The sequence below is a fragment of the Bradyrhizobium ganzhouense genome (assembly GCF_049949285.1).
Taxonomy (GTDB): Bacteria; Pseudomonadota; Alphaproteobacteria; order Rhizobiales; family Xanthobacteraceae; genus Bradyrhizobium; species Bradyrhizobium ganzhouense.
Window position 1 is genome coordinate 2,587,484 of record NZ_CP181318.1, and the last position, 22,146, is coordinate 2,609,629.

At 61.2% G+C, this 22,146-nt stretch carries 22 protein-coding genes; 12 read left to right on the top strand and 10 right to left on the bottom strand.

Features of this window, described 5'->3' with window-relative positions:
* The first annotated feature begins 230 nt into the window (after positions 1-230).
* From ACLFLU_RS11880 to ACLFLU_RS11915, 8 genes are all read left to right on the top strand, one after another.
* Positions 231-1,778 (top strand): ABC transporter substrate-binding protein, encoded by a 1,548-nt coding sequence (locus tag ACLFLU_RS11880; protein ID WP_426412368.1) that lies wholly within the window; start codon positions 231-233, stop codon positions 1,776-1,778.
* A gap of 81 nt (positions 1,779-1,859) precedes the next feature.
* A complete protein-coding gene (locus ACLFLU_RS11885) occupies positions 1,860-2,804 on the top strand; it encodes an ABC transporter permease (protein ID WP_426412369.1) in 945 nt (314 codons plus the stop codon).
* Entirely contained in the window at positions 2,797-3,684 is an 888-nt protein-coding gene (locus ACLFLU_RS11890) for an ABC transporter permease (RefSeq protein ID WP_426412370.1), read from the top strand. Before ACLFLU_RS11885 ends, ACLFLU_RS11890 begins: the two co-directional genes overlap by 8 nt.
* 1 nt (position 3,685) lies before the next feature.
* Complete coding sequence (locus tag ACLFLU_RS11895; RefSeq protein ID WP_426412371.1) at positions 3,686-4,675, top strand: ABC transporter ATP-binding protein; 990 nt, start codon at positions 3,686-3,688, stop codon at positions 4,673-4,675.
* A gap of 44 nt (positions 4,676-4,719) precedes the next feature.
* A complete protein-coding gene (locus ACLFLU_RS11900; RefSeq protein WP_426413969.1) occupies positions 4,720-5,634 on the top strand; it encodes an ABC transporter ATP-binding protein in 915 nt (304 codons plus the stop codon).
* A gap of 49 nt (positions 5,635-5,683) precedes the next feature.
* Positions 5,684-7,027 (top strand): aspartate aminotransferase family protein, encoded by a 1,344-nt coding sequence (locus ACLFLU_RS11905; protein ID WP_426412372.1) that lies wholly within the window; start codon positions 5,684-5,686, stop codon positions 7,025-7,027.
* Positions 7,028-7,127: 100 nt separating this feature from the next.
* Positions 7,128-7,877 (top strand): transketolase, encoded by a 750-nt coding sequence (locus ACLFLU_RS11910; RefSeq protein WP_426412373.1) that lies wholly within the window; start codon positions 7,128-7,130, stop codon positions 7,875-7,877.
* 3 nt (positions 7,878-7,880) lie between these two features.
* Complete coding sequence (locus ACLFLU_RS11915; RefSeq protein WP_426412374.1) at positions 7,881-8,882, top strand: transketolase family protein; 1,002 nt, start codon at positions 7,881-7,883, stop codon at positions 8,880-8,882.
* A 694-nt stretch (positions 8,883-9,576) separates the two neighbouring features.
* Here the strand turns inward: ACLFLU_RS11915 and ACLFLU_RS11920 are convergent.
* The 8 genes from ACLFLU_RS11920 to ACLFLU_RS11955 form a co-directional block, all read right to left on the bottom strand.
* On the bottom strand, positions 9,577-11,124 hold the full coding sequence (locus tag ACLFLU_RS11920; protein WP_426412375.1) for a hypothetical protein: 1,548 nt from the start codon (positions 11,122-11,124) through the stop codon (positions 9,577-9,579).
* A 33-nt stretch (positions 11,125-11,157) separates the two neighbouring features.
* Entirely contained in the window at positions 11,158-12,543 is a 1,386-nt protein-coding gene (locus ACLFLU_RS11925; RefSeq protein ID WP_426413970.1) for a patatin-like phospholipase family protein, read from the bottom strand.
* Between the two features lie 38 nt (positions 12,544-12,581).
* On the bottom strand, positions 12,582-13,049 hold the full coding sequence (locus ACLFLU_RS11930; protein WP_426412376.1) for a DUF992 domain-containing protein: 468 nt from the start codon (positions 13,047-13,049) through the stop codon (positions 12,582-12,584).
* 187 nt (positions 13,050-13,236) lie between these two features.
* Positions 13,237-13,689, bottom strand: a complete 453-nt coding sequence (locus ACLFLU_RS11935) for a YMGG-like glycine zipper-containing protein (RefSeq protein ID WP_426412377.1) — start codon at positions 13,687-13,689, stop codon at positions 13,237-13,239.
* Entirely contained in the window at positions 13,590-13,817 is a 228-nt protein-coding gene (locus tag ACLFLU_RS11940) for a DUF308 domain-containing protein (protein ID WP_426413971.1), read from the bottom strand. The genes ACLFLU_RS11935 and ACLFLU_RS11940 overlap by 100 nt, the downstream gene beginning before the upstream one ends.
* 213 nt (positions 13,818-14,030) lie before the next feature.
* On the bottom strand, positions 14,031-14,525 hold the full coding sequence (locus ACLFLU_RS11945; protein WP_426412378.1) for a DUF992 domain-containing protein: 495 nt from the start codon (positions 14,523-14,525) through the stop codon (positions 14,031-14,033).
* 18 nt (positions 14,526-14,543) lie between these two features.
* Positions 14,544-15,107, bottom strand: coding sequence for a hypothetical protein (locus ACLFLU_RS11950; RefSeq protein WP_426412379.1), 564 nt, complete (start codon positions 15,105-15,107; stop codon positions 14,544-14,546).
* Between the two features lie 3 nt (positions 15,108-15,110).
* A complete protein-coding gene (locus ACLFLU_RS11955) occupies positions 15,111-16,238 on the bottom strand; it encodes an AI-2E family transporter (protein ID WP_426412380.1) in 1,128 nt (375 codons plus the stop codon).
* Between the two features lie 781 nt (positions 16,239-17,019).
* Between ACLFLU_RS11955 and ACLFLU_RS11960 the strand changes: the two genes are divergently transcribed.
* Both ACLFLU_RS11960 and ACLFLU_RS11965 read left to right on the top strand, forming a co-directional pair.
* Positions 17,020-17,730, top strand: coding sequence for a Bax inhibitor-1/YccA family protein (locus tag ACLFLU_RS11960; RefSeq protein ID WP_426412381.1), 711 nt, complete (start codon positions 17,020-17,022; stop codon positions 17,728-17,730).
* A gap of 40 nt (positions 17,731-17,770) precedes the next feature.
* Positions 17,771-19,243, top strand: a complete 1,473-nt coding sequence (locus tag ACLFLU_RS11965) for an alpha/beta hydrolase (RefSeq protein WP_426412382.1) — start codon at positions 17,771-17,773, stop codon at positions 19,241-19,243.
* 16 nt (positions 19,244-19,259) lie between these two features.
* Here ACLFLU_RS11965 and ACLFLU_RS11970 read toward each other — a convergent pair whose 3' ends face one another.
* Complete coding sequence (locus ACLFLU_RS11970; RefSeq protein ID WP_426412383.1) at positions 19,260-19,895, bottom strand: response regulator; 636 nt, start codon at positions 19,893-19,895, stop codon at positions 19,260-19,262.
* A gap of 499 nt (positions 19,896-20,394) precedes the next feature.
* On the opposite strand from ACLFLU_RS11970, the gene ACLFLU_RS11975 reads away from it, so the two are divergent.
* Positions 20,395-20,913, top strand: a complete 519-nt coding sequence (locus ACLFLU_RS11975) for a DUF1269 domain-containing protein (RefSeq protein ID WP_426412384.1) — start codon at positions 20,395-20,397, stop codon at positions 20,911-20,913.
* A 30-nt stretch (positions 20,914-20,943) separates the two neighbouring features.
* Complete coding sequence (locus ACLFLU_RS11980; RefSeq protein ID WP_426412385.1) at positions 20,944-21,129, top strand: hypothetical protein; 186 nt, start codon at positions 20,944-20,946, stop codon at positions 21,127-21,129.
* 216 nt (positions 21,130-21,345) lie between these two features.
* Here ACLFLU_RS11980 and ACLFLU_RS11985 read toward each other — a convergent pair whose 3' ends face one another.
* Positions 21,346-22,065 carry a carbonic anhydrase gene (locus ACLFLU_RS11985; RefSeq protein ID WP_426412386.1) on the bottom strand — a complete coding sequence of 240 codons (720 nt, stop codon included), beginning with the start codon at positions 22,063-22,065 and terminating at the stop codon, positions 21,346-21,348.
* Positions 22,066-22,146 lie beyond the last annotated feature (81 nt).

Below are 22,146 nucleotides of genomic sequence, written 5' to 3' on the forward strand. Positions count from 1 at the left end.
GCTCGGCCGCAAGATTGAGAACAGGCATCAACATGAATGGAGGGACAGGTCTCTGTCGTCTTCCGGGTTGCTCGTGAACTCGTCCGGCACGCGGCGAGGCCGGGTCAGATCGACGCGGACTTGTGCTGTGCTTGACAAGCTTAGTTAGCGCTGGCTAGCTTGTCTATAGGATATATCCTATATACTAACATCAAAGGCGTGGCTAAATTTCACGCCCGAATGGGGGAAACATGAGAATAGTCAAATGTTTATCGGGCGTCGCGGCAATCGCTCTGCTCGGTTGCTCCCTGGCGGCATCTCCAGCGTCAGCTCAAAACAAGGCGACCACCCTGGTCTACGGCAACACCGCCGGGCCGGAGACGCTCGACCCTTATGTCGGCAGCAGCACCGTCGATCTGGAGGTCGTTCACCACATCTTCGAAGGATTGGTGGGGATGGATGGCAACTACGCCGCCAAGCCGATGCTCGCATCGAAGGTCGATGTCGCAAGCGACGGCAAGACCTTCACTTTCGTGCTGCGGCACGGCGTCAAGTTTCACAACGGCAAGGAGATGACCTCCGCCGATGTGCAGGCGTCGTTCGAGCGCTACCGCCGGATCAGCCCCAACGCTGCGGTGCTTGCAGATGTCGAGTCGTTCGAGGCGCCCGATCCATTCACCTTCATCATCCATCTGAAGAAGACCAACGCGGTCTTCCTCGACGTCTTGAAGTCACCGGTCTATCCCTTCGTTATCCTGCCGGCCGAGCAGAAAGACAAACCGGCCCGTGAGGTCGAGATCATCGGAACCGGTCCCTTCAAGCTGGGCGAGTGGCGCAAAGACAGCCACCTGACCATCGAGAAGTTTGATAGCTACGTGGCGGACGAGAGCGGCAAGCCCGCCGACGGCCTCGTTGGCCGAAAGACCGTCAATGTCGGTTCGGTCCGCTACCGCTTCATGCCCGAAGCAAATGCGCGCATCGCAGCGCTGCAGACCGGCGAGGCCGACATCATCTCGAATGTGCCGCGGGACCTCGTCGGCCGTATCGAGGGGCGACCGGACCTGCAGGTCAACCGCATTCTCGCCTGCCAGCAATATTTCATTGTCAACACCCAGCAACCGCCGACCGACTCGGTGCAGATGCGCCAGGCAATCCGGGCCGCGGTCGGCGTCGACGATATGATCGGGGCGATCAGCCGTCCCGCCAAGCGCAGCCACTCCATGACAATTTCCGGCGGCGAGTACTACGGCGGCGACATCAACAACGAGTTCTATGACCAGAAGAACCCCAAGCTCGCCGGCGAACTCGCCAAGCAGGCGGGCTACAAGCCGGATCAGAAGCTAAAGTTGATGACCACGGCGACTTATCCGGAATTCCGCGATGCCATCCTGGTGCTGTCCGAGCAGCTGAAGGAAGCCGGCATTACGTCCGACGTGCAGATGGTGGACTGGGCGACCAACGCCTCCAACATGCAGAGCGGGAATGGTGGCTGGAACATCTCATCGACATCGTTCTGCTCCAACCCCAATCTCGGGCCGCAGCAGTGGAAATTCATGGTCTACAATTTCCCGCACGTGAAGAACGACGCCGAGCTCGATGCCGCCTACGACAAGTTCTACACCTCGCTGGCACTGGACGACCGCAAGGCGGCCTGGCGCGTGATCGAAAAGAGGGTTCTCGAGCAGGCCTACATGATCAAGATTGCGGATATCGGCGTGATCCAGGCCCTCAACCGCAAACGGCTGCCCGACTTCAGGGATTTCTACATCAATCGGTTCTGGAATGTCTCGCTGAAGTAGTTGCGATCGACGGCGGCGGCGTGCAGGCCGCCGTCGCTGCCGAACCGACCGCCTGTCCGCTCCTCCCGGAAGTCCGCTCTCATGCTTCGCCTTGTCGCAGTAAGACTGACCCATGCCGTGCCGGTCTTGTTAATCATCGCGGTCCTGGCCTTCCTCCTGATGCAGCTGCTGCCCGGCGATCCCGCGGTGCTGATGGCTGGCGATGGAGCCAGTGCCGAGGCAATCCAGCAGATCCGCGAGCGCCTGCAGCTCGATCGGCCGATTTGGGAGCAACTCGTGTCGTGGGTGGCGCATCTGCTTTCGGGAGATCTTGGTACGTCGCTCACGCTGAACCAGACCGTGGTGTCTGCCGTGGCCGAGCGGCTGCCGGTCAGCCTGTCGCTCGCGATGGTGTCGATCGCGATCACCGTGCCGGTTGGCATTCTGCTCGGCGTGATCGCTGCCGCTGCACGCGATAGCTGGATCGACGTGGCTGTGATGGCGATCGCGCTGCTCGGCGTATCGGTGCCGAGCTTCTGGATCGCCATCCTGTCGGTGATCCTGTTCTCGGTTACGCTCGGCTGGCTGCCGTCGGCGGGTTATGTGCCGCTCAGCGACGGCGTCTTGCCCTGGCTGCTTGCGCTGCTCCAGCCCGCTATCGTGCTCGCGCTGTTCCAGGTCGGCTTTCTCGCGCGCATGACGCGTTCGGCCATGCTCGACGTCCTCGACCAGGATTTCATTCGCACGGCTCGCGCCAAGGGCGTGCCGGAAAGCCGCGTGCTTTGGAAGCACGGCTTCCGCAACACGCTGATCGCCGTCCTCACGGTGGTCGGCTACATCTTCAGCCTGCTGATCGGCGGATCGGTCATCGTCGAGCAGGTGTTCGCGCTTCCCGGCGTTGGTCGTCTGGTGGTGCAGGCCGTGCTGGCCCGTGACTATCCGCTGGTTCAGGGGACCTTGCTCCTGTTTGGCTTGATCTTTGTTCTCATCAACATCGCCACCGACATTCTCTACATCGTCGTCGATCCGCGGGTCCGCTATGACTGACGCGACCCTCGATCTGGTGACGGTCGCGCCGTCGGCACTGCAGCGGGGCGGTGCGCTCGCCAGGCGCCTGTTCCGCCATCTCTCCTTTCGCATCGGCTTCGTCATCGTGGCGCTGCTGGTGATGGTCGCTGTTGTGGGCCCGCTGCTCCACACGGGTGATCCGACCGCCATGCAAATGCGCTTCCGCTTCCGGCCGCCATCGGCCCGGTTCTGGATGGGGACTGACGCACTCGGACGCGACATCCTTGCCCGCTTTGTTCACGGCGCGCGGCTGTCGCTGGTGATCGGCCTGTGGGTGGCGATCCTGTCCGGTATCACGGGCACCATCTTTGGCGTGCTGTCGGGCTATGTACGCGCGATCGATTCCCTGGTCATGCGGATCATGGATGCTCTGCTGGCGTTTCCGCCGATCCTGCTGGCGATCGGGATCAATGCCGCGCTTGGTCCTCAGGTCCACAGTGTCATCATCGCGCTGTCGGTGTCTTATATCCCGCGGACCGCGCGCATTGTACGCGCCTCCGCGCTGGTGGTGCGCGAGCTTGACTACGTACAGGCGGCGCGGATCAGCGGCGCGAGCGGGCTGCGCATCGTGCTGCGCCACATCCTGCCCAACAGCGTCGGGCCACTTCTGGTGCAGCTTACCTTCGTGTTTGCCTACGCCATCCTGGCTGAGGCAGCGCTCAGCTTCCTTGGCATCGGTCCACCGCCGCCAACCCCGAGTTGGGGCAACATCATCGCGGAAGGGCGCGATTACTCGGTCGAAGCGTGGTGGATCATGCTGTTTCCGGGCCTTGGCATCAGCCTCGCCGCACTCGGCATGAACCTCCTGGGAGACGGGCTGCGCGACGTGCTCGACCCGCGGCTGAAGATCGAGGGTTGAGATGCAGCCATCCGACAAGATTCTCTCGATCGAGAACCTCACCGTTCAGTTCCGCAGCGGCGGCCGCTGGATCACCGCCGTGCAGGACGTCAACCTCGACCTGGCCGACCGCGAATGTCTTGGCATCGTCGGCGAGTCCGGCAGCGGCAAGAGCGTGACCGCGCTCACGGTGCTGGGGCTGCATCCACCGAAATCCACGCGCATCGCCTCGGGGCGTATCCGCTATCAGGGGCTCGACCTGTTGACGCTGCCGCCTCGAGCGCTTGGTCGCATCCGAGGCGCCGAGATCGCCATAATCTTTCAGGATCCGATGTCCTCACTCAATCCGGTGCTCACGATCGGCGACCAGATCGGCGAGACCTTGCGCATCCACCAGGGCCTTGGCGCCGATGATGCGCAGAAGAAGGTCGTCGAGCTCCTCGACATGGTGCGTATCCCCGATGCGCGTCGCCGCGTGGCCGAGTATCCGCACCGGCTGTCCGGCGGCATGCGACAGCGCGTGATGATCGCCATGGCAATTGCCTGCCGGCCGAAGATCCTGATTGCCGACGAGCCGACCACCGCACTCGACGTGACCGTGCAGGCGCAGATCCTCAACCTGCTGCGCGAGCTCCGCCAGGAGCTCGGCATGTCGGTGATCCTGATCTCGCATGACATGGGCGTGATCTCGGAATTCACCGACAAGATCGCGGTGATGTATGCCGGCCAGGTGGTGGAAGATGCTGTGGGTGCAGGCCTGTTCGAGCAGCCGATGCATCCCTACACCGATGGGCTCCTGCGTGCGATCCCCGACATCGATTCCGATACCGCGCGATTGGCCACGATCCCGGGTTCGATTCCCGATCCCGGCCGGCCGCCTGAAGGCTGCCGCTTCCATCCTCGCTGTCCCGAGGCGGTGCCGGCCTGCAGGCAAACCGCGCCTGCGATGATCCGCTTGTCGGAGCAGCGACAGACCCGCTGCCCGCCGCGTGCGGCCAGGAGGCCGGCATGACCGCACCGATCGTCGAGGTCACCAACGTCTCCAAGATATTCCCGATGACCAGCGCGCGCGGCCGCAACGCGCAGTCGCTGCACGCCGTCAGCGATGTCAGTTTCACCATTGCAGCCGAGGAGACGCTCGGCCTCGTCGGCGAATCCGGCTCGGGCAAGTCCACCGTCGGGCGCATGCTGGTTGGCGTCTATCCCGCCACCAGCGGGCAAATCCGATTATTCGGCCGCGACATCTGCGGCGACGCCGCCAAGGCCAATCTGAAGGCCGTTCGGCGACGCCTGCAATTCGTGTTTCAGGATCCGCAGGCCGCACTCAACCCGCGCATGGTGGTAGGCGATGCCATTGCTGAACCGCTGGATATCGCTGGGGGCTTCGACCGCCGCCGCCGGCAGGCCCGCATCGACGAGTTGCTCGACATGGTGGGGCTGCCGCGCAGCGCGGTCCGGCGTTATCCGCACGAGTTCTCCGGGGGGCAGCGCCAGCGCATTGTGATCGCCCGCGCGCTTGCGCTGCAGCCGGATTTCATCGTCTGCGACGAGGCAGTGTCCGCGCTCGACGTCTCCATGCAAGCGCAGGTGGTCAACTTGCTGATGGACCTGCAGGCGCAATTCGGCCTCAGTTATCTCTTCATCGCCCATGATCTCGCGGTGGTGCGCACCGTCTCCACGCGCGTTGCTGTGATGTATGCCGGCAGCATTGTCGAGATCGCGCCCAGGCGAGCGCTCTATGAGTCGCCTCGCCACCCCTATACGCGGGCGCTGCTCGATGCGGTGCCGCGCGTCCGCGGCGTGACCAAGCCGCGGGAAATGCTGCAGGGCGAGCCGCCCAGCCTGATCGATCCTCCGACCGGTTGTCGGTTCGCGAGCCGCTGTCCTCTGGTTGAGACACGCTGCCGTGTCGAGGCGCCGCCGGTACGCACCGTCGGGCCGGGGCACCAGGCGGCCTGTCATCTCATCTGACTTCTTCACCGACATGTTCAGTCATTCAAACCAAGGATCCAGCGCGCCCATGACCCCTAGAGCAGCAACCGACAGCGCGGCATCCGCCCATTCTGATCACTCGAGCCATTATCGCGGCGAGGAAGCCGCTCATCTCTGGTCGCTGGCCCCGGGGCACGATTCCATCGTCTGGGAGAGTGCCAGCGGCGCTCGCATCCGCGACGTGGAGGGCCGCGAGTTCATCGACTTCACCTCCGGCGTGCTGGTGGCCAATACCGGCCACTGCCACCCGAAGGTGGTCAAGGCGATCCAGGAGCAGGCCGCTCGGCTGCTGAACTGCTACGACGCGCCGCATCCGCTGCGGGCCGAGGTCGGCAAGCGGTTGCTTCGCTACGCTGGCGGCCGCTTTGATGCGGTAGCGCTGCTTTCGACCGGCGCAGAGGCCATCGACAACGCGGTCAAAATCGCCAAGGCGGCGACGAAGCGGTTCGAGATCGTGTCCTTTGCCGAGTCGTTCCACGGCAAATCCATCAGCACCTCGTCGCTGTCGGGCATGCCCGGCACGCGACGTATCGTCGGCCCCACGGTTCCCGGCTCCATCGTGGTGCCGTTCCCCAACAGCTATCGCCGTCCGTCGCAGTTCGATCCCGAACAATGGGCCGAACTGTGCATGGACATGGCGGAGGAGGTGGTCCGCATCAATTCGATCGGCCAGGTCGCCGCCATCATCGTCGAGCCCTTCCTCGGCGCGGGCGGGGCGCATGTCGCGCCGTCAGCATTCTGGCGGCGGCTGCGTGGCTTTGCTGACAGGCTTGGGGCACTCCTGATCATGGACGAGGTCCAGTCGGCTTTCGGGCGGACCGGCAACTGGTTCGCCTTCCAGGAACATGGTGTCGAGCCCGACCTGCTCGCGGTTGCCAAAGGCATTGCCAGCGGCCTGCCGATGAGCGCGGTGATCGGACGACACGATCTGTTCGATGCACTTCCGGCCGGTGTGTTGAGTTCGACCTATGGCGGCAATCCGTTGGCTTGTGCGTCCTGTCTCGCCACACTGGACGTGATCGAAAGCGAGGGCCTCGTGGCCCGCGCGCGACATCTGACCACCATCTTCCATCAGCGCTTCGCCCGCTGGGTGAAGGAGATTCCCGGCGTCGGCGACGGTCGTGGCATGGGTCTGTCGATGGGCATCGAGTTGGTCGACAACCCGATCGACAAGACGCCCGATCCCGAGCGCGCGCTGAAGGTGGTCGCGGCCGCCGCAGCCCGCGGCGTCATCGTCCTGCCGCCGTCCGGCTCCCAGTCGAACGTGGTGCGGCTCGCGCCGCCGCTGGTGATGACGGACGAGGAAGCGGAGGAGGGGCTGCAGCGGCTCGAAGCGGCGCTGCGCGAAACCGTCTCCAACCGTGTGCAGTGACGGGAGAAAAGCGATGAGCAGAATACCACCGCGAGGGTTGGCCTTGCCCGCAAACGAAGTAGAAGCGAAGGCGAAGCGCCTGCGTCGGCATGTGGTACGCATGGTGGCGCCGCTGCGCGAAGGCTATGCCGGCCAGGGGCTCGGCTGCGCGGACATCCTGGCTGCGCTGTACTTCCACGAGATGGCATACCGGCCCGACGATCTCGCCTGGCCGGACCGCGACCAATTCCTGTTGTCGCCGGCGCACTATGGCGTTGGATTGTTCGCAGCTCTCGCAGAGAGCGGCTGCATGACCATGGCGCAGATGGACGACTATGGCCGCGATGGCAGTCCGATGGAGATCATCGCCTCCGAGCGCCTGCCCGGCGTGGAAGCCACCTGCGGCTCGCTCGGCATGGGTCTCTCCGTGGCCGTGGGCAAGGCATTGACGCTGCGGCGTCGCCGTCGCCCGTCGCGGGTCTATGTGGTGATCGGTGATGGCGAACTGCAGGAGGGACAGACCTGGGAGGCGGCCATGGCGGCGGCGAGCTTCCACCTCGGCAACGTCTGCGCGATCGTCGATGTCAACAACATGCAGGTGGACGGCCGCACCGACCGCGTCATCGACATGGGCGATATCGCGGCGAAATGGGCGGCGTTCGGCTGGCGGGTCGTCACGATCGACGGTAACGCCGTGCCGCAGATTCTCGATGCGCTCGACGCGGCACGCCAGGAACGTGAACGCCCTACCGCGATTATTGCGACCACCGTTCCGGGCCACGGTGTTTCATTCCTCGCCGGCACCTACAGCCATTTCCTCAAACTGCCGCCGGAGGCTGCCGTGCGCGCCCTCGCCGAACTGGAGGCTTGATCAATGTCTACCGTCGCTTCCCGTTCAACCCCGGGCATCACGATCGCCAAGTCGGCGCCGATCTGGCGCAGCGAGACTCCGTTGAAGATGAAGGCCTATGGTCAGGCACTGGTTGCGCTTGCCCAGCGCGATCCGAACGTCGTCTGTCTCGGCGCCGATCTCACCGGACCAACCGAGACCGATCTGTTCCGTGACCAGTTTCCCGAGCGGTTCTTCAATTTCGGCGTCGCCGAGGCCAACTTGATGTGCGCCGCCTCGGGCATGGCGCGCGAGGGCGACGTTCCCTTCGTCAACACCTTCTCGGTGTTCGCAACGCGCCGTTCGCTGGATCAGGTCGTGCTGCAAATCGCCTATCCCAACGCCAATGTGAAGTTGGTCGGATTCATGCCGGGGTTGACGTCTCCCGGTGGCCCGACTCATCAAGCCATTGACGATGTCGCGATCATGCGCGCCGTGCCCAACATGATGGTGGTCGAGCCGGCCGACGGCGATCAGGTGACCGATTTGGTAGAGGCGATCGCCGCCCATCGCGGCCCCGTCTACATGCGTATCAAGCGGGGCGAGATGCCGCTGATCATTCCCGCGGACGTGCCGAAGCTGACGCTTGGCAAGCTGCAGACCATTGTCGAGGGTCGTGATGGCACCATTGTTGCGTCCGGGGTGATGGTCGCTCTCGCGATGGAAGCCGCTGCCGATCTGCGGGTGCAGGGGCTCGATGTCGGAATCGTCAATGCGCACACCGTCAAGCCACTCGACCGTGACGGCATCCTTGGTATTGCCGGGACCGGGAAGCCGCTGCTGGTCGCCGAAAATCATAGCGTGATCGGTGGTCTTGGGTCGGCGGTGGCGGAGGTGCTTGGAGAAGCCGGCATTGCCGTCCCGTTCGCGCGACTCGGCGTGTCCGACGTATTTGCTGAAGGCGGTACGGCCCAGTTCTTGTTCGACAAATACGGTCTCTCGACTGCGGCCATAGTCGATTCCTTTGTCAGACTTGCTCACCGATAAAGTCGCGGGCAGCTCTGCTTGCGGAACGTCGAATGGTCGGGGGCCATAGTCGAGGCGAGGTACGAAAGGGATCACCCGGGTGATGCTGCTTTCGGCCGAGGCATCGTGCGGAGAGGGTTGGCTGACCGATCCTCGTTAGCCTCCCTTTGGCCCGGGCGGCCCCATCGGACCAGCGGGCCCCGATGGACCTGTCGGTCCGGGTGGCCCGGCAGGTCCGGGAAGGCCGCAGTTTTGTATCACCACGTCTCGGGTGTCGGGCCCGGAGGTGACTTTAACGATACACGTCGAGGGAAACTCAGCGCCGATCCACCTAAACCCCCCAGTCGGCGTGCTCTCGACCCTTACCGTCTTGGTTGGGTTGATCTTGATCTCCACGCTGGGCTCGCGCGGGCGTCGGACCCGTCCTACGATGACCAGCTCTCCGCGCGTGATGCTGGCAGTCGTGACGAAGATTTCCGCGGATGCATCGAGCGGCCATGCGGCTATAGAACAGATAGCAGCGACCGCGGCAGTGCTGACTGGTTTCGAAAGCATGACGGACCTCCTCCCGCACTTGATCTAGATCTTCATCACGAAACTACGTCGAGGGCGACAGCGAGCGAGAGTTCGGTGAAGCGCACAGCGCCTGTGAGCAATTGCCTCATCCTTTCGCTCGCCCAGTCATAGGGGTGCGGCACGAGCTCGTGCGGCATTGTCAGGTCCGCCGTAGGAATCCGACTTCATCCCTGACTACAGTCATTGGTCCAACGGGCAATACGTCGGGATTGCTGATATCGAGCTTGAGGAAATCGATATTGCTTTTCCAGACCGTCCGGAGGAGGTCTTCGAAGACGTTGATGGTCAGTTGCTCACCGGGACAACGGCGATAGCCGAAACCGAATGGCGCAAAGCCGGCATAGTCGCAAACCGGCAGCGACTTGCCATCAGCGACACCGAAGACGGTCCCAAAGCCGCTGTTCTGCATCGCGACCTTCCGCCCGTCCTTCACATCGTAGCTCGTCTTCTCGAAGGGGCATCGAGCCATTCCGAGCCGCTGAACCCACGCCTCGTCGATCTGGGCGCTTGTCGGAGCGCTCACATAGCGCGACGGATCGAACTTGGTTGGGTTCTCCCAATGGACGGCATCGAGGCTCGTGGTGGTATGCGGGCTGATGATATAACCGGACCTTTCAAAGGCCGGTGGCGTGGTCTCCTGCAGCGCCGAAATGCTGCCGCTATTAGGCGAAATCGTCCGGAAGAGTTCCATGACGAAGCGCTCGAGGGGAGCGAACGATGAGCCGTCGACGGTGTCGTAATCCATTTGCATGGTCTTCTTGAACCATGCCTGGGTTTCCGGATCTCCGGTCGTCCTGCCCAATTTCAGCATGATGTTGTAAAGCGAATTGCCCCATTGGCTGAACGCAACGAAGTTGTGGAAGCACTCGAAGACAACATCCTTGTGGGCGAAATTGTCGTCGCCGGCGCCATTTTTGAGCCAGTACCAGGCGAATGTCTTTTCCGGATCCGGGATTTTGCCCGTCTCGATATCCGCGAGCCGAGCGTCGATCCAGCTTCGCAGGAAATCGAGGTTCTTCCGAACTGTCATGTAATTCTCGTACACGATTTGCAGGGTCGGATCTCGATAGGCGAGGACAGTGTTGAAGCTCGCACCGATCTGGCGCACCTGCGCCGGGATTGCGTCGCCCTTGATGCCAAGGTGGAGGTCCCAGTAGATGTCCCAGAAGGTGTCGAGATATGACCGCATCAGCGGCTTGCCGGCGTTGCCTGGTCCCAAGAGGCCATCGAAGAACTTTGTGACCTTGTCGCTGTACATCGGACGGTAGAGGTCTGGCGTAAGGGCGGTCATGTAGATTCGCTTGCGTCGGTTCTCGGGGCCGCGCTTGTCCAATCCCTGGAGAAAGACAGTGACGCCGTCCTGGGGAGCGGGCCTCCAGCTTTTGCTAATCAGCCCCCACATATCCGTGGGCAGCGCATTCTCTTTGGTAAGGCTCAAATCGATCATGGGCAGCAAGGACCGCTCTCCCTGGTAGACGCTCACCAGGAAGAACGGGAGAATCGCATTCTCGACGTATTCGGGATCGAATTGTTTTGAGAACTGGGTGCGCAGGCGTGCGGCGGAGGATTCGACGGCCGTCGCCGTCAAAGGCTGAGCAGTCGTGGACGGAGAGTCCGGGAAGGCAGGCTGAATCGACAATCCAGCAGCGGCCGTTGCGCCCCCGGTCAGGAATGTGCGTCTTTTCATCTGGCTGGTCTCCTGTGACGAGAAATGTGGGGTCTAACTGCCGCTTCGAAACGCCCGATAGGCTGGGCTTTCACGCAGCGCGTCGGCACCGCTCTGGGTCAAGAGGTCGATCTGATCGGGCGGCAATACGAACCGTGTCGGGATGGAGTCGAGGACACCGGCGCGCGCAGGACCGAGTCTGTCGAAACCCAGCCGGTCAATGTAGAGAACAAGGTCGCCGCAACGCCAGTTGACGCCGACGCCGAGGCGGCTGCGTTCGGTAGCCGAAAGGCTGCATCGCCAGCGCCGAACCTTGCTGGTCCATTCATTGAGTTGGGAGGAAAAAGCCGCATAGCTTAGCCTCACACTCGCATCGATCGCGGTAGAGGCGACGGCGGCGACCAGCTGGGTGCCGCTCGGCCCCTCGATCTGCTGGGTGAAATCGCCGGAGGCGCCGCGGCCGGCATCGACGACGAGGACCATGATACGGCGGACCTTCACGGCCTGTTGTTCGGACATAGGCTCGTACGGTCGCTGGGCCGCCATCAGTGCAATACTGAATCCGGACAAGCCGAGATTATCGACGAGGCCACCGTCGAGTAGCTTTACGAAGCGCATTGACCCGTCGCGGTAGCGCGCATTGGCCTCAGCAAACGATCGCAGCAGCGGCTGCGCTCGCGGATCATGGCGGGCCCGTTCGAGCAATGGCGGAGATTGTGCGCTGCAGCCGCCTGGAAACGTCTCCAGCACGATTGGCGCGAACGCAAGCGGCACGGCAGCCGACGCTGCCACCGCTTCGGCAACGCGATAGGACCTGATGTCACTGCACAGGGCATCGAAGGAGGTTCGGCCGAACACGAATGGTGTGCGATTGTAAATGTCGGAGGCGTTGATCCAGACCCGCGGCGGTCGGTCTTCGCGGAGGGCGTCAAATCGCGCGCCTTCAAACAGATTGGGATCGAGCCAGTTCGTAAACTGGCTGTCGTTGACACCACCGCCAAAAGCGCGGGCAATATTGCCAAATGAGACTCTGGTTGAGAGACCTTCCTCGGCATTTCGCAGCAGGAAGCGCTCGCGGAAATCATCCAACGCGGCACGCTTCTTGAGCCCGAAATAGGCCGCGGTGACCGCCCCTCCGGAGACGCCGGATACGAAGTCCACCCGGTCGAGGAGCGACTTCGCCTTGCTATTGGATCCGACGCGAGCGTGGTCGAGCTCGGTCAGGACTCCAAATGAGAATGCCGCCGCGCGCATGCCGCCACCCGAGAACGAGAGGGCGAGCAGAACGTCGTCGTCAAAATTTGGGACCTCTCGGCCGAAGCGGCTGTCGGCGAGCGCGTCTCCCAGAGGGATATTGCTGGGTAAATTGTAGACGGCGGCGCATCCCGCAAGCCATACGGGAAGAGCGAGCGCGAACAGTTTTCCGATCCATGTTTCCAACACTCTCACGCGTGTCTCTCCGAAACAGAAGAGCCGATCTACCTGAGCGTTAGACGTGCCACTCCCAGCGCGAGATTGACGCCAAATTGGCCTTCGACCGACAGCGGCTGCAGCGAAATCGTTCGATTGGATCCGCCGATCAGAACATTGGCGCCCAAACCAGGTCCAAACGACGCGTTTCCACTCGCGCCGACATATGTGCCTCGCAGCGCGCCATAGCCGACGTGGGAAGTTGGCGCGAAGACGCCCCAGAATAGCCGCCCGCCGCCGGTCACGCCGACGTCGAGGCCGAGCCGCCCTATAGTGCCGCTATACCTGTACTGGCGCCCGCTGTTTGAGCGAAACACGCATCTTAGAGTTTGCCGCGAGCCGACGATCAGTCCGACCCGTGGGGCGGCATCGCAGGTCAGGCCTCCAGCCCGGGCGGGCTGTACTTGTGCGAGCGCAGGTGTGGTGGTCGCAATTGCAGCCATGCACAGGAGCACGGAAACGTAGATCTTTGACATGCTGAGTCTCCAAGGTCTCAATGCCGACGGTGGCTAAAGAGCCGACCCGGCGGCTTCAATTGCGAGTTTCTTTGCGAACACGCGTTTGGAAAAGCGGGGCCTTCGCCGTCGCACCCTCGGCTCGCGCCAAGACTGTCGCACACGCGGGGCCAGAAGAAGCGGCAACACCTTCGAGGGAAATAGGCCCTTAGCGGCAATACCGGCTCGAAACGGGGTGAGATCTTCCGCTCCGTGAGCGGTACCAGCACTGTCCATGCCGCCAATAATAGCTGTGCCAACTATGCCGGCGAGCTCCGGAAATAGCACCTGCAGTTGCACCTATGGCCGCGCCACGCCGACCACCAATGGCTCCGCCGATGATCGCGCCTGACACCGCGCCTCGTCCGGCCTGCGCAAACGCATCGGTGACAGGCGTAGCTACGGCAACGCCAAGCAAGAACAACAGACCCAGATATTTCTTCATTTTCGCACGTCCCACTGTCGAGGCGTTTCGCCGTCTCTTGTGAAGTGAGCGAACCATACAGCAGGGGACCTGGAGCACTATCCCACAAAACCCTGAACTGACACGGAGGGTATATTGAGATCGGAACCGCATGACGGCTCTAGCCCCTTCGAGCCTTGTCTCCGGCAATGGCCCCATCCTCTGGTCAAGAGCGTATGAGCAATCTCGAATGCGCCGGCAGCGATGGCGGCTATTCCGATCAGCTTGACGCTGACGATGGTCGCAAACGCGACGTCACTGAGCGCGAGAACGCCGGCGGCGATCATCACAATGCCCAGGAGTACGTAGACCCAGATTGGGGGAATGATGGGGGTCACTGTGCCGGTTCTGCCGTCGCAGGCTGTCACGCCATCCTCCCGAGGCCATCCATTCTATCGGCTCGCGAGGGATGGCAGCCTTGAACAAACGGCATCGGCATCAGATGAAACCCTCAGCGACCCGACGGGACTACTCCGGAGTGGCCGGGCGACGCTGGAGCGCTACTCGACCGATCGTCGTCCGCGGGAGTCCAGCGTCAGGTTGGTAACACCTGCGGCGAGGTTCAAGCCGATCGCTCGTTCGATCGACAGTGGCTGGAGCATGATCGTTCGGCGAGACCCGCCGATAAGAACATTGGCACCCAAGCTTGGCCCCAGTGCGACATTCGCGCTGGCGCCAACATAGTTGCCGCGCAATGTGCCGGGACGGATGCGCGCGTTTCTCGCGAAGACGGCCCATGAAAGAGTTCCGGCACTGGTGACACCGAGGTCGAGGCCCAGGCGCCTGATGCGCCCCACATAGGTGTATTGACGCTGCGGGTTTATCGAACGAAACGCGCAGTTCAGCTCCTGCGCAGAACCGAGGACGAGCCCAACCCGCGGGCTGCTCATGCACAGCAAGCTGCCCACCCTGAAAGCCTTGGCATGCGCGGGTAGGGCGTTGGTGCAGACAACTGCCGTTGCGCCGATCATGGCAATGAGCCAATTGAGTTGCATTTTGACCTCCGGGTGACCTTAGGTGCGGGGACGGCGATCCCGGCGCAGCCAGAATGTTATACCGAGACCGACCAGCAAGACGGCGCCGAGCAAGAAGAAGATGATCGATTGTTGCAGCCAGGATATCGCGGGAACCGCGATGCTCATTGCAAGGCCGAGGAAGGCAATTTGGGGCGACAGGAGGCTGACGCCAGCGAGGAATGTGCCAAGCGCTAGGAGCGTAAGAAGTACGAGGCTGATCGCCGGCGTCGGCAGCAATTGCTGGACGCCGGAGAGGAGCATGATGTTCATCGTGACGAGGACAGCGATCCAGTGCAGGGCCTGGGTCCAGATCAGTTGCCATCGAGCCTCCCTGCTGTCGAACTCCGGCCATTTGCTGATGACGCAGACGACGCCGATCGCGAGGGCCAGGAACTCCCAATAGCCAACGAGAGGCTGGTGCGAAGCATTGGTATAGGCGACGCCGGCAATGGCGAGTACCAGCGCAACAACGTAAGGAAGTTGTTGCCATAGAAAAGTCGTCCCCGATGTCGTCGGGGGAGGAGCCGCTGCACTATCGAGGTGGGGGGCACTATTGCTCATGGTTCACCCATTGGCGGTTGTCGTCTGCTGACGCTCTGTCCGATCTCCGAGATAGTCCTCGACGTAGAATCTGATGATCGCGACTCGACCGACCGCGACCAAAGGCATGGCGAGTGCGATTCCCATGACGCCGAACAGTGCGCCCAGAAGAACGATTGCCACCAACGTCCATGCAGGCGGAGTTTCGATCGCCTGGCGCTGGATCAGTGGTCCTATGACATAACCTTCGACCGATTGAATCACGGTGTAAATGACGACAGCCCAGATGAGCAGAGAGGCACCAAGCGGCATTGCAACGAGGGCTATCGGAATTGCGGCGACGATAGGTCCAAGATAAGGAATGAAATTCGACAATCCGGCCTGGAGCCCGAGCACGAATGGACCGGGCAGCCCGATCAGGTAGAGCACGATCCATACACACAACGTCATCAAGGTGATGCGGATCAGTTGTCCGACGAACCATAGCCGCAGGACGTTGCCCATCTCATTCATCGTCGATCTTACGCGGTCGCGATAGGACGGTTTGACGAGGACCACCAGGCTCTCACGATAGCTTGCGGGGTCGAGCGCGAACAGGATGCCGAGGAATCCGATGACGAGCGTGCCGGTCAGAAGAGTCGACGCGCGGCCCAGGACCAGCCGAGCATGACTGAGAAAACGTCCCTGATCGGAGAGCAGCCACTGTGTAAGGTCACGTCCCCATTCGGGACCGAGCAGGTCGACGCCATATGCGAGAAGATGCCTCTGAAGAACATCGATCTGCGCGTCCATCACTTTCAGCAAGTTGCGCGTTTGCTCGGGCAGCTTGCCTGTGCCCCAGACGAAGCCAACGCCCAGCAGGCCGGAGAGAAGCAATAGAACCAACGACAGCCGCCAGGCTCGGTTGAGTGGCAGAATATGTCCCAGGGCTCTCGCGGCGGAATCCAGGAAGGCCGCAAATAGCACGCCCGCAAAGACGATCAGGAGGCTTGACGCCGTTTGCCACATCAGGAGAAGAACAACGCATGTGGCGAGTAGGGTGAGGCCCGTCGCGAGCAAGCTATGTCGCTTGAGAACTCCGTCGGGATCGGGCGAGTGATCGCGATCCGCGCGCTCGTGGAGCTGCTGTTGTCCGATGTCTGAAGCGCTCATTTGGTGGCCACGCCGATCTACAATCAGGATCGGATCTAGGTTCGGACGCGGCGGCTACCATAGTGCGGGTGTGCGCCGCCACGGTGACGCCAGTGGCGATGCTTCGTTGGGTTGGTATTGGTGTTCGGCCTGGCGGATGCACCGGTGTCCTTTGGGGCCGACGCGCCAGTTTCGGTCGATTGTGCCAGCGACGGCGTTGATTGTGCGATCGATATCAGCACTCCGCCAAGGAGGAGAGTACCGCAGATGGTCAAGATCTTCATTGTGGTCTCCAAACAAAGAAACGTGGAACAAAGTGAGTCTCCATCGACATCGCTGCAACGGCGAGCGAGCTGACGCTGACGGCGATCACAAGCAAGCCCTGAATGCCCTCGCTCGCGAGATTACCTACCTTCGCTCGGGCTCGGTCGGAGAGAATAGCACGTCCCAATTGCGCAGAGGCGCGGATGGCCCCAAGGCGAGGCGTCCAAGTGAATCAAACCCGAGCATAGAGCCGGCTATCCCGTTCGCACATCGGGGTTTTCCTGTAGAGGGCCGGGTAGAAAATCGGTAGATCCAGCCTCGCTTGGGTGCCGTCCCGGACGTGCGAGGAGGATCTGCAACGCCGGCTATTGACGAAAAGTGAAGCTGTCCGAACATCGTGTCGTTAGCCGGGTGGAAAAGTCCCTGTCCGGACGAGTAGGGTAATTAGCCTGGACCTGGCTCGGGAATCTTTCCGATGTTCCGATCAGGAGGTGAGGACTAGTCTCTCTATCCTACTCATGGAACGAGGGCGCAAGCGATGACCAACTTTGATCAGCACACGACCGCGTCCGGAGCGGGCGGCGAGCGCATCGCGATCGATGCGGGGCTTCGCGCTTATATGTTGCGGATCTATAACCATATGGCGGCCGGTGTCGGGCTGACCGCCGTTGTCGCGTGGCTAACGTACCAACTCGTCGGGCCCGCGCTTCTACAGAGCCCGGTGATGTGGGTTTTCGTGTTGGCACCCCTGGTATTGGTCTTCTTCCTTAGCTCGCGCATCAACTCGCTATCGGTGCCGACGGCGCGGTGGCTGTTCCTGGTGTACGCGGCCTTGGTTGGCGTCTCGCTCTCGACGATTTTTCACATCTACACCGAGTCCTCGATTGCCCGGGTCTTCTTCATCACCGCTGCGACGTTCGGGGCGCTGAGCTTGTTTGGTTACACGACCAGGCGCGATCTTTCCGCGGCGGGGACCTTTCTGTTCATGGGTTTGGTCGGGCTCATTATCGCCGGTCTGGTCAATCTTTTCCTACGATCCACGGCGCTCGATTGGCTGATCTCGGTCGTGGGTGTCGGTGTGTTTGCCGGGTTGACTGCCTACGATACGCAACGGATCAAGTTGATGTACCAGAGCGGGGACGATGAAACGACGACAGGGCGCAAGGCACAGATTGCAGCGCTATCGCTCTATCTCAATTTCATCAATCTATTCATGATGCTGCTGCGCCTTTCCGGCGGTCGGCGCTAGATGCGCGGCCGATGATGCCACCGCTAGGGCAGATCGGATCATGAAAGCGGGAATCCTGAAATCCGTGAAAATCGCGGGAGTGCTGCTCGGGGTCGCCGCGGCTGTGCTTCTTGGCATCCGCATCTACGATTCGCAGAGAGGTTTGCCGCTCGAGCCGTGGCATACTTACATTCCCACCGAAATGAGTGAGGGTGAGCTAAATTCAGCCAATTGGACGCAATATCTTGCGACGGAAGAGAAGATATTTGAGGACGTCAAGCGTGAGGTGTCTCAGAAGCTTGACCCCGAAGAGCGCGTGCCGGCCAATCGTTACTTCGAGGGCAGTCCTGTTTATCCGGGACACTTCGCGCAAGACTATAACCGCTCATTTGAGCTCGAGCCCAAGGGAAAACCGGTCGGCGTCGTCGTCTTGCTTCATGGCTTGACGGACTCTCCCTACAGCCAGCGCCATATCGCGCGCTTCTACCGGGATCACGGATTTCTGGCGATCGTGCCGAGGCTGCCCGGGCATGGCACTGTCCCGGCGGCCCTGACCAGTGTTGGGTGGGAAGATTGGGTTGCCGCGACCCGGTTGGCCGTGCGCGAGGCGCGCCAGCGCGTGCCGTCAGGGCCGCTGCATTTGGTCGGATTCTCGAATGGTGGCGCGCTGGCGTTGATTTACGCGCTCGATGCACTCAGCGATGAAAAGCTGGCTCGATCAGATCGACTCGTGTTGATCTCGCCGATGGTCGGGATCACGAGCTTTGCCCGCTTCGCGGGCCTTGCCGGCTTGCCGGCGATACTTCCTGCTTTCGCGAAGGCCGCATGGCTCGGCGTCGTGCCGGAATTCAACCCATTCAAATACAATTCATTTCCGGTCAATGGTGCGCGTCAGTCCCACCGCCTTACGCAGGTTCTACAGGAGCGGATCACGCGTTATTCGCGCGATGGCAAGCTCGAGGGGTTGCCGCCGGTCCTGACGTTCCAATCGCTGATCGACTTCACAGTGAGTACGCGGGCAATTGTCAACGCGCTCTACGAACATCTGCCCGCGAATGGGAGCGAGTTGGTCTTGTTTGATGTCAATCGGACGGCGAAGTTCGGTCCGTTGCTGCGAACAAGTGCCGACACCGCCCTGGCTCGCATCGTACCACCCGGCCCGCGACGATACCGGCTATCGGTAATCACCAATGCCAATGACGGCAGCGACAATGTGATCGAGCGAGTGGTAGAGGCCAATGGTACCGCCGAGACGTCGCGCTCTCTGGGCCTTGTGTACCCGCGCGGGTTCTATTCGCTGTCGCACGTTGCCTTGCCATTTCCGACCAGTGATTCGTTGTATGGGACTGAACCGGACAGCTCGGAGAATTTCGGAGAAAACCTTGGTACGTTAGCCCCGCGAGGCGAGCGCAACGTCCTGATCGCCAGCCTTGATACCCTCATGCGGGCGTCTTCCAATCCCTTTTTCCCGTATCTGATCGATCGGGTCGGCGAGGGTATTCCAGCGAACGCGAAAGGAGAACTAGATCAATAGGGGATTATCCATTGTTCTAAGGGCTGACCAGCTTCTTGCGAACAGCGTAGCGGATCAGCTCTGCCGTAGACGACATGCCGAGCTTGCGCATCGCGGCGGCGCGATGCGTCTCAACCGTCTTCACGCTGACCTTCAGGATTGTGCTGATCGACCTGTTGGTGTGGCCCTCCGCAATGAGCTGGACAATTCCCTGCTCGCGAGAGGTCAGCACCCTGTCCGGCTTGTTGCGCTTGCTGACCTGGTAATCGTGGAGAAGCGTTTCCAGCAGGGTGCTGGTGAAGTAAGGTCTGCCATCGAGCAGCGCTTCAATTGCGGAGATCAGGTGTTTTTTGGCGTCTGACTTGAAGAGCAGGCCGCGGACGCCGGCGAGGACAGCTTCGGTCAAGAAGTCCTCATTTTCATGCATTGTCAGAATAAGGACTTCGGTTTGCAGGCCGAGCGCCTTGAGTCGACGGCTGACCTCAAGTCCGTTGATCAGCGGCATCGAATAGTCAGCGATGACGATGTCCGGCCGCAATTCCGATGTCATCGTAACGGCTTCTTCGCCGTTGGTTGCTTCTCCGCTGATGGCCCAGTCGGAGCGCATCTCAACGATGGCTCGGAGCCCAGAACGCACAACCTCATGATCATCCGCGATCAAGATGCGTTTCACAGCGTCGTTCCCGTTTGCGGGCTCTCCCGACCTGTCCGGTCATCATTGGAAGTAACCGGCGGCACAATCATCCGATCATACCCGCCGCGCAAAAAAAAGTTATCCTGCAAAACCCTGATATTCGCTGGCGATCTACCCCAAAGGCAAAAAAAACGAGGTTAGCGGCGCAAGCCGGATGAATTGCGGACGACGTTAAGCGCATTCTCTTTGAACAGCAACCTGGTACAGCCGAGGGGCTTGGACGGGCGTTTTCGCAATGGGGATATCCCTCGGGGCTCGTACACGACGCGCCGGGGCGAGGCTGCTGCAATTTCCCGCCGCTGTAGCTCAGGAAGTATTCCTATGTCCCGGCTCGGGGTTTCTTCCGATAGGGGAGGTGGAAGCGGGATGCTACAATTTTTGCAGATTGGTCGTCTCCTTCAAAACTGGCAGCGGTCGGACGCGATCAATGCGTTCATTCTCGTCAAGCGTTACCAACGGCGATAAATGGGAGTTCTAGATGTCCGATCTGGTCGTGATTGTATATCCGTCTGAAGCAAAGGCAGAGGAAGTCCGCCAGCGTTTGCTGTCCCTGCAGAAAGAGTACCTGATCAGCATCAATGATGCGGTGATCGCGGTTAAGGGGGCGGATGGCAATGTGAAGCTCAACCAGCTGGTCAATACGACTGCGATCGGTGCGGCCCGTGGGAGCTTTTGGGGGTTGCTGATCGGAATGGTTTTCTTGAACCCGTTGATCGGTGTGGCGGTCGGTGCTGCGTCAGGGGCACTCGGGGGAGCATTAGCCGATTTCGGTATCAATGACGCCTTCATGAAGGAGGTTTCCGGAAAGATCGATACCGGGAGTGCAGCCTTGTTCTTGCTGATCAAGAACATGACTGCGGACAAGGTTCTGCGAGAAATCCAGGATGCAGGTGGGGTGGTCCTGAAGACGTCCCTGGACGACACCAAGGAGCAGAAGTTGCGGGATGCGCTCGCCAAGGCAGCAGCAACCCCACCCGAAATGCCGCCGGCTACCTAGGATGAGTTTGCTCAAAAGGGGGAGGCATTGTTGTCGCTGCTTCTGAAAAAGATGGCTGGTGTCGGGCTGTTGGTGATTGGCCTGTTTTTGCTGGCCACGGGGCTGACGTTTTCATACCGCGATTTGACGGTACTGGGGGCGGTGCTTCTGGTGGCGGGCGCAGCCTTGCTCGTTCTCAAAATTGTCCGGCGAAATCGATCCTTGTCGAACACATGACGGATCGTTATTGGCGGCACGGCACTGCTGGTACCGGTCCCGGAGCGGGAGATCCCACCGGGTATCGCATCGATATTGTTGCTGACCAGAACCAGGGCGTTAGCGCGGATGATGCAAGCTGAAATCGACTCGCCGGCGAGCCACCGTTTCAATCGGCATGCGATGCATGCGGATTGAAGGCATTGTTCGGAAACATGCGAACGTCGTGCTGATGACCTACACCATCGCGACTTTGCCAGTAGCCAGGTCATAGACACCGCCAACCACGCGCAACTGGTTCTTCGCAATGAGTCCTGCCAGGATCGGGCTCGCGTTCTCCAGGCGTTTGACGTTGTAGCGGACATTCGCGATTGTCGCCTGCTGGATTAGATCGGCTCCTCCTTTCTTGACCGCTGGTTCAATGCCTGGCTTCATCGCAGTAGCGAGCCCTGCGATATGGCCGGGGAGGTGATTGCCCTTCTGGAGCGCCTCCATGGTGGCTTTCACTGCGCCGCACTCGGTGTGTCCCAGCACCATGATCAGCTTGGTTCCCAGAACCGCCGAGCCGAATTCAAGGCTGCCGAGCCCCTCATTTGTCACGAAGTTGCCGGCGACGCGAACCACGAAGAGATCGCCTGGCCGTTGGTCAAAGGCCAATTCCGGAGCGACACGAGAGTCTGCGCATCCAAGGATCGAAGCGAAAGGGGTCTGCCCGATAGCGGTGTTGGCCCGATTCGCCGAGAAATCACGTTCGTTCGGCTGGTTTGCTGCGTAGCGGGCGTTGCCATCTACCAGCAGCTTTAACGCCGCGTCCGGCGTATCGGCGGCGCGCACCGGCTGAGCCTGAGCCGCAGGCGCAAGGAAAGAGCCGCCTATCAGGGAGATCCCGGCCAACGCCAGGCCGCCTTGCATTAGCCGACGCCGTCCGACGGCTGTGTTCGCACATGCATCACACATACTTCTGCTCCTCCAAGACAAAGCAACTTTTGCCTGTCAAACCGTCAATACGCGTTACGGCTCTGGACCAGAGCCAACGCG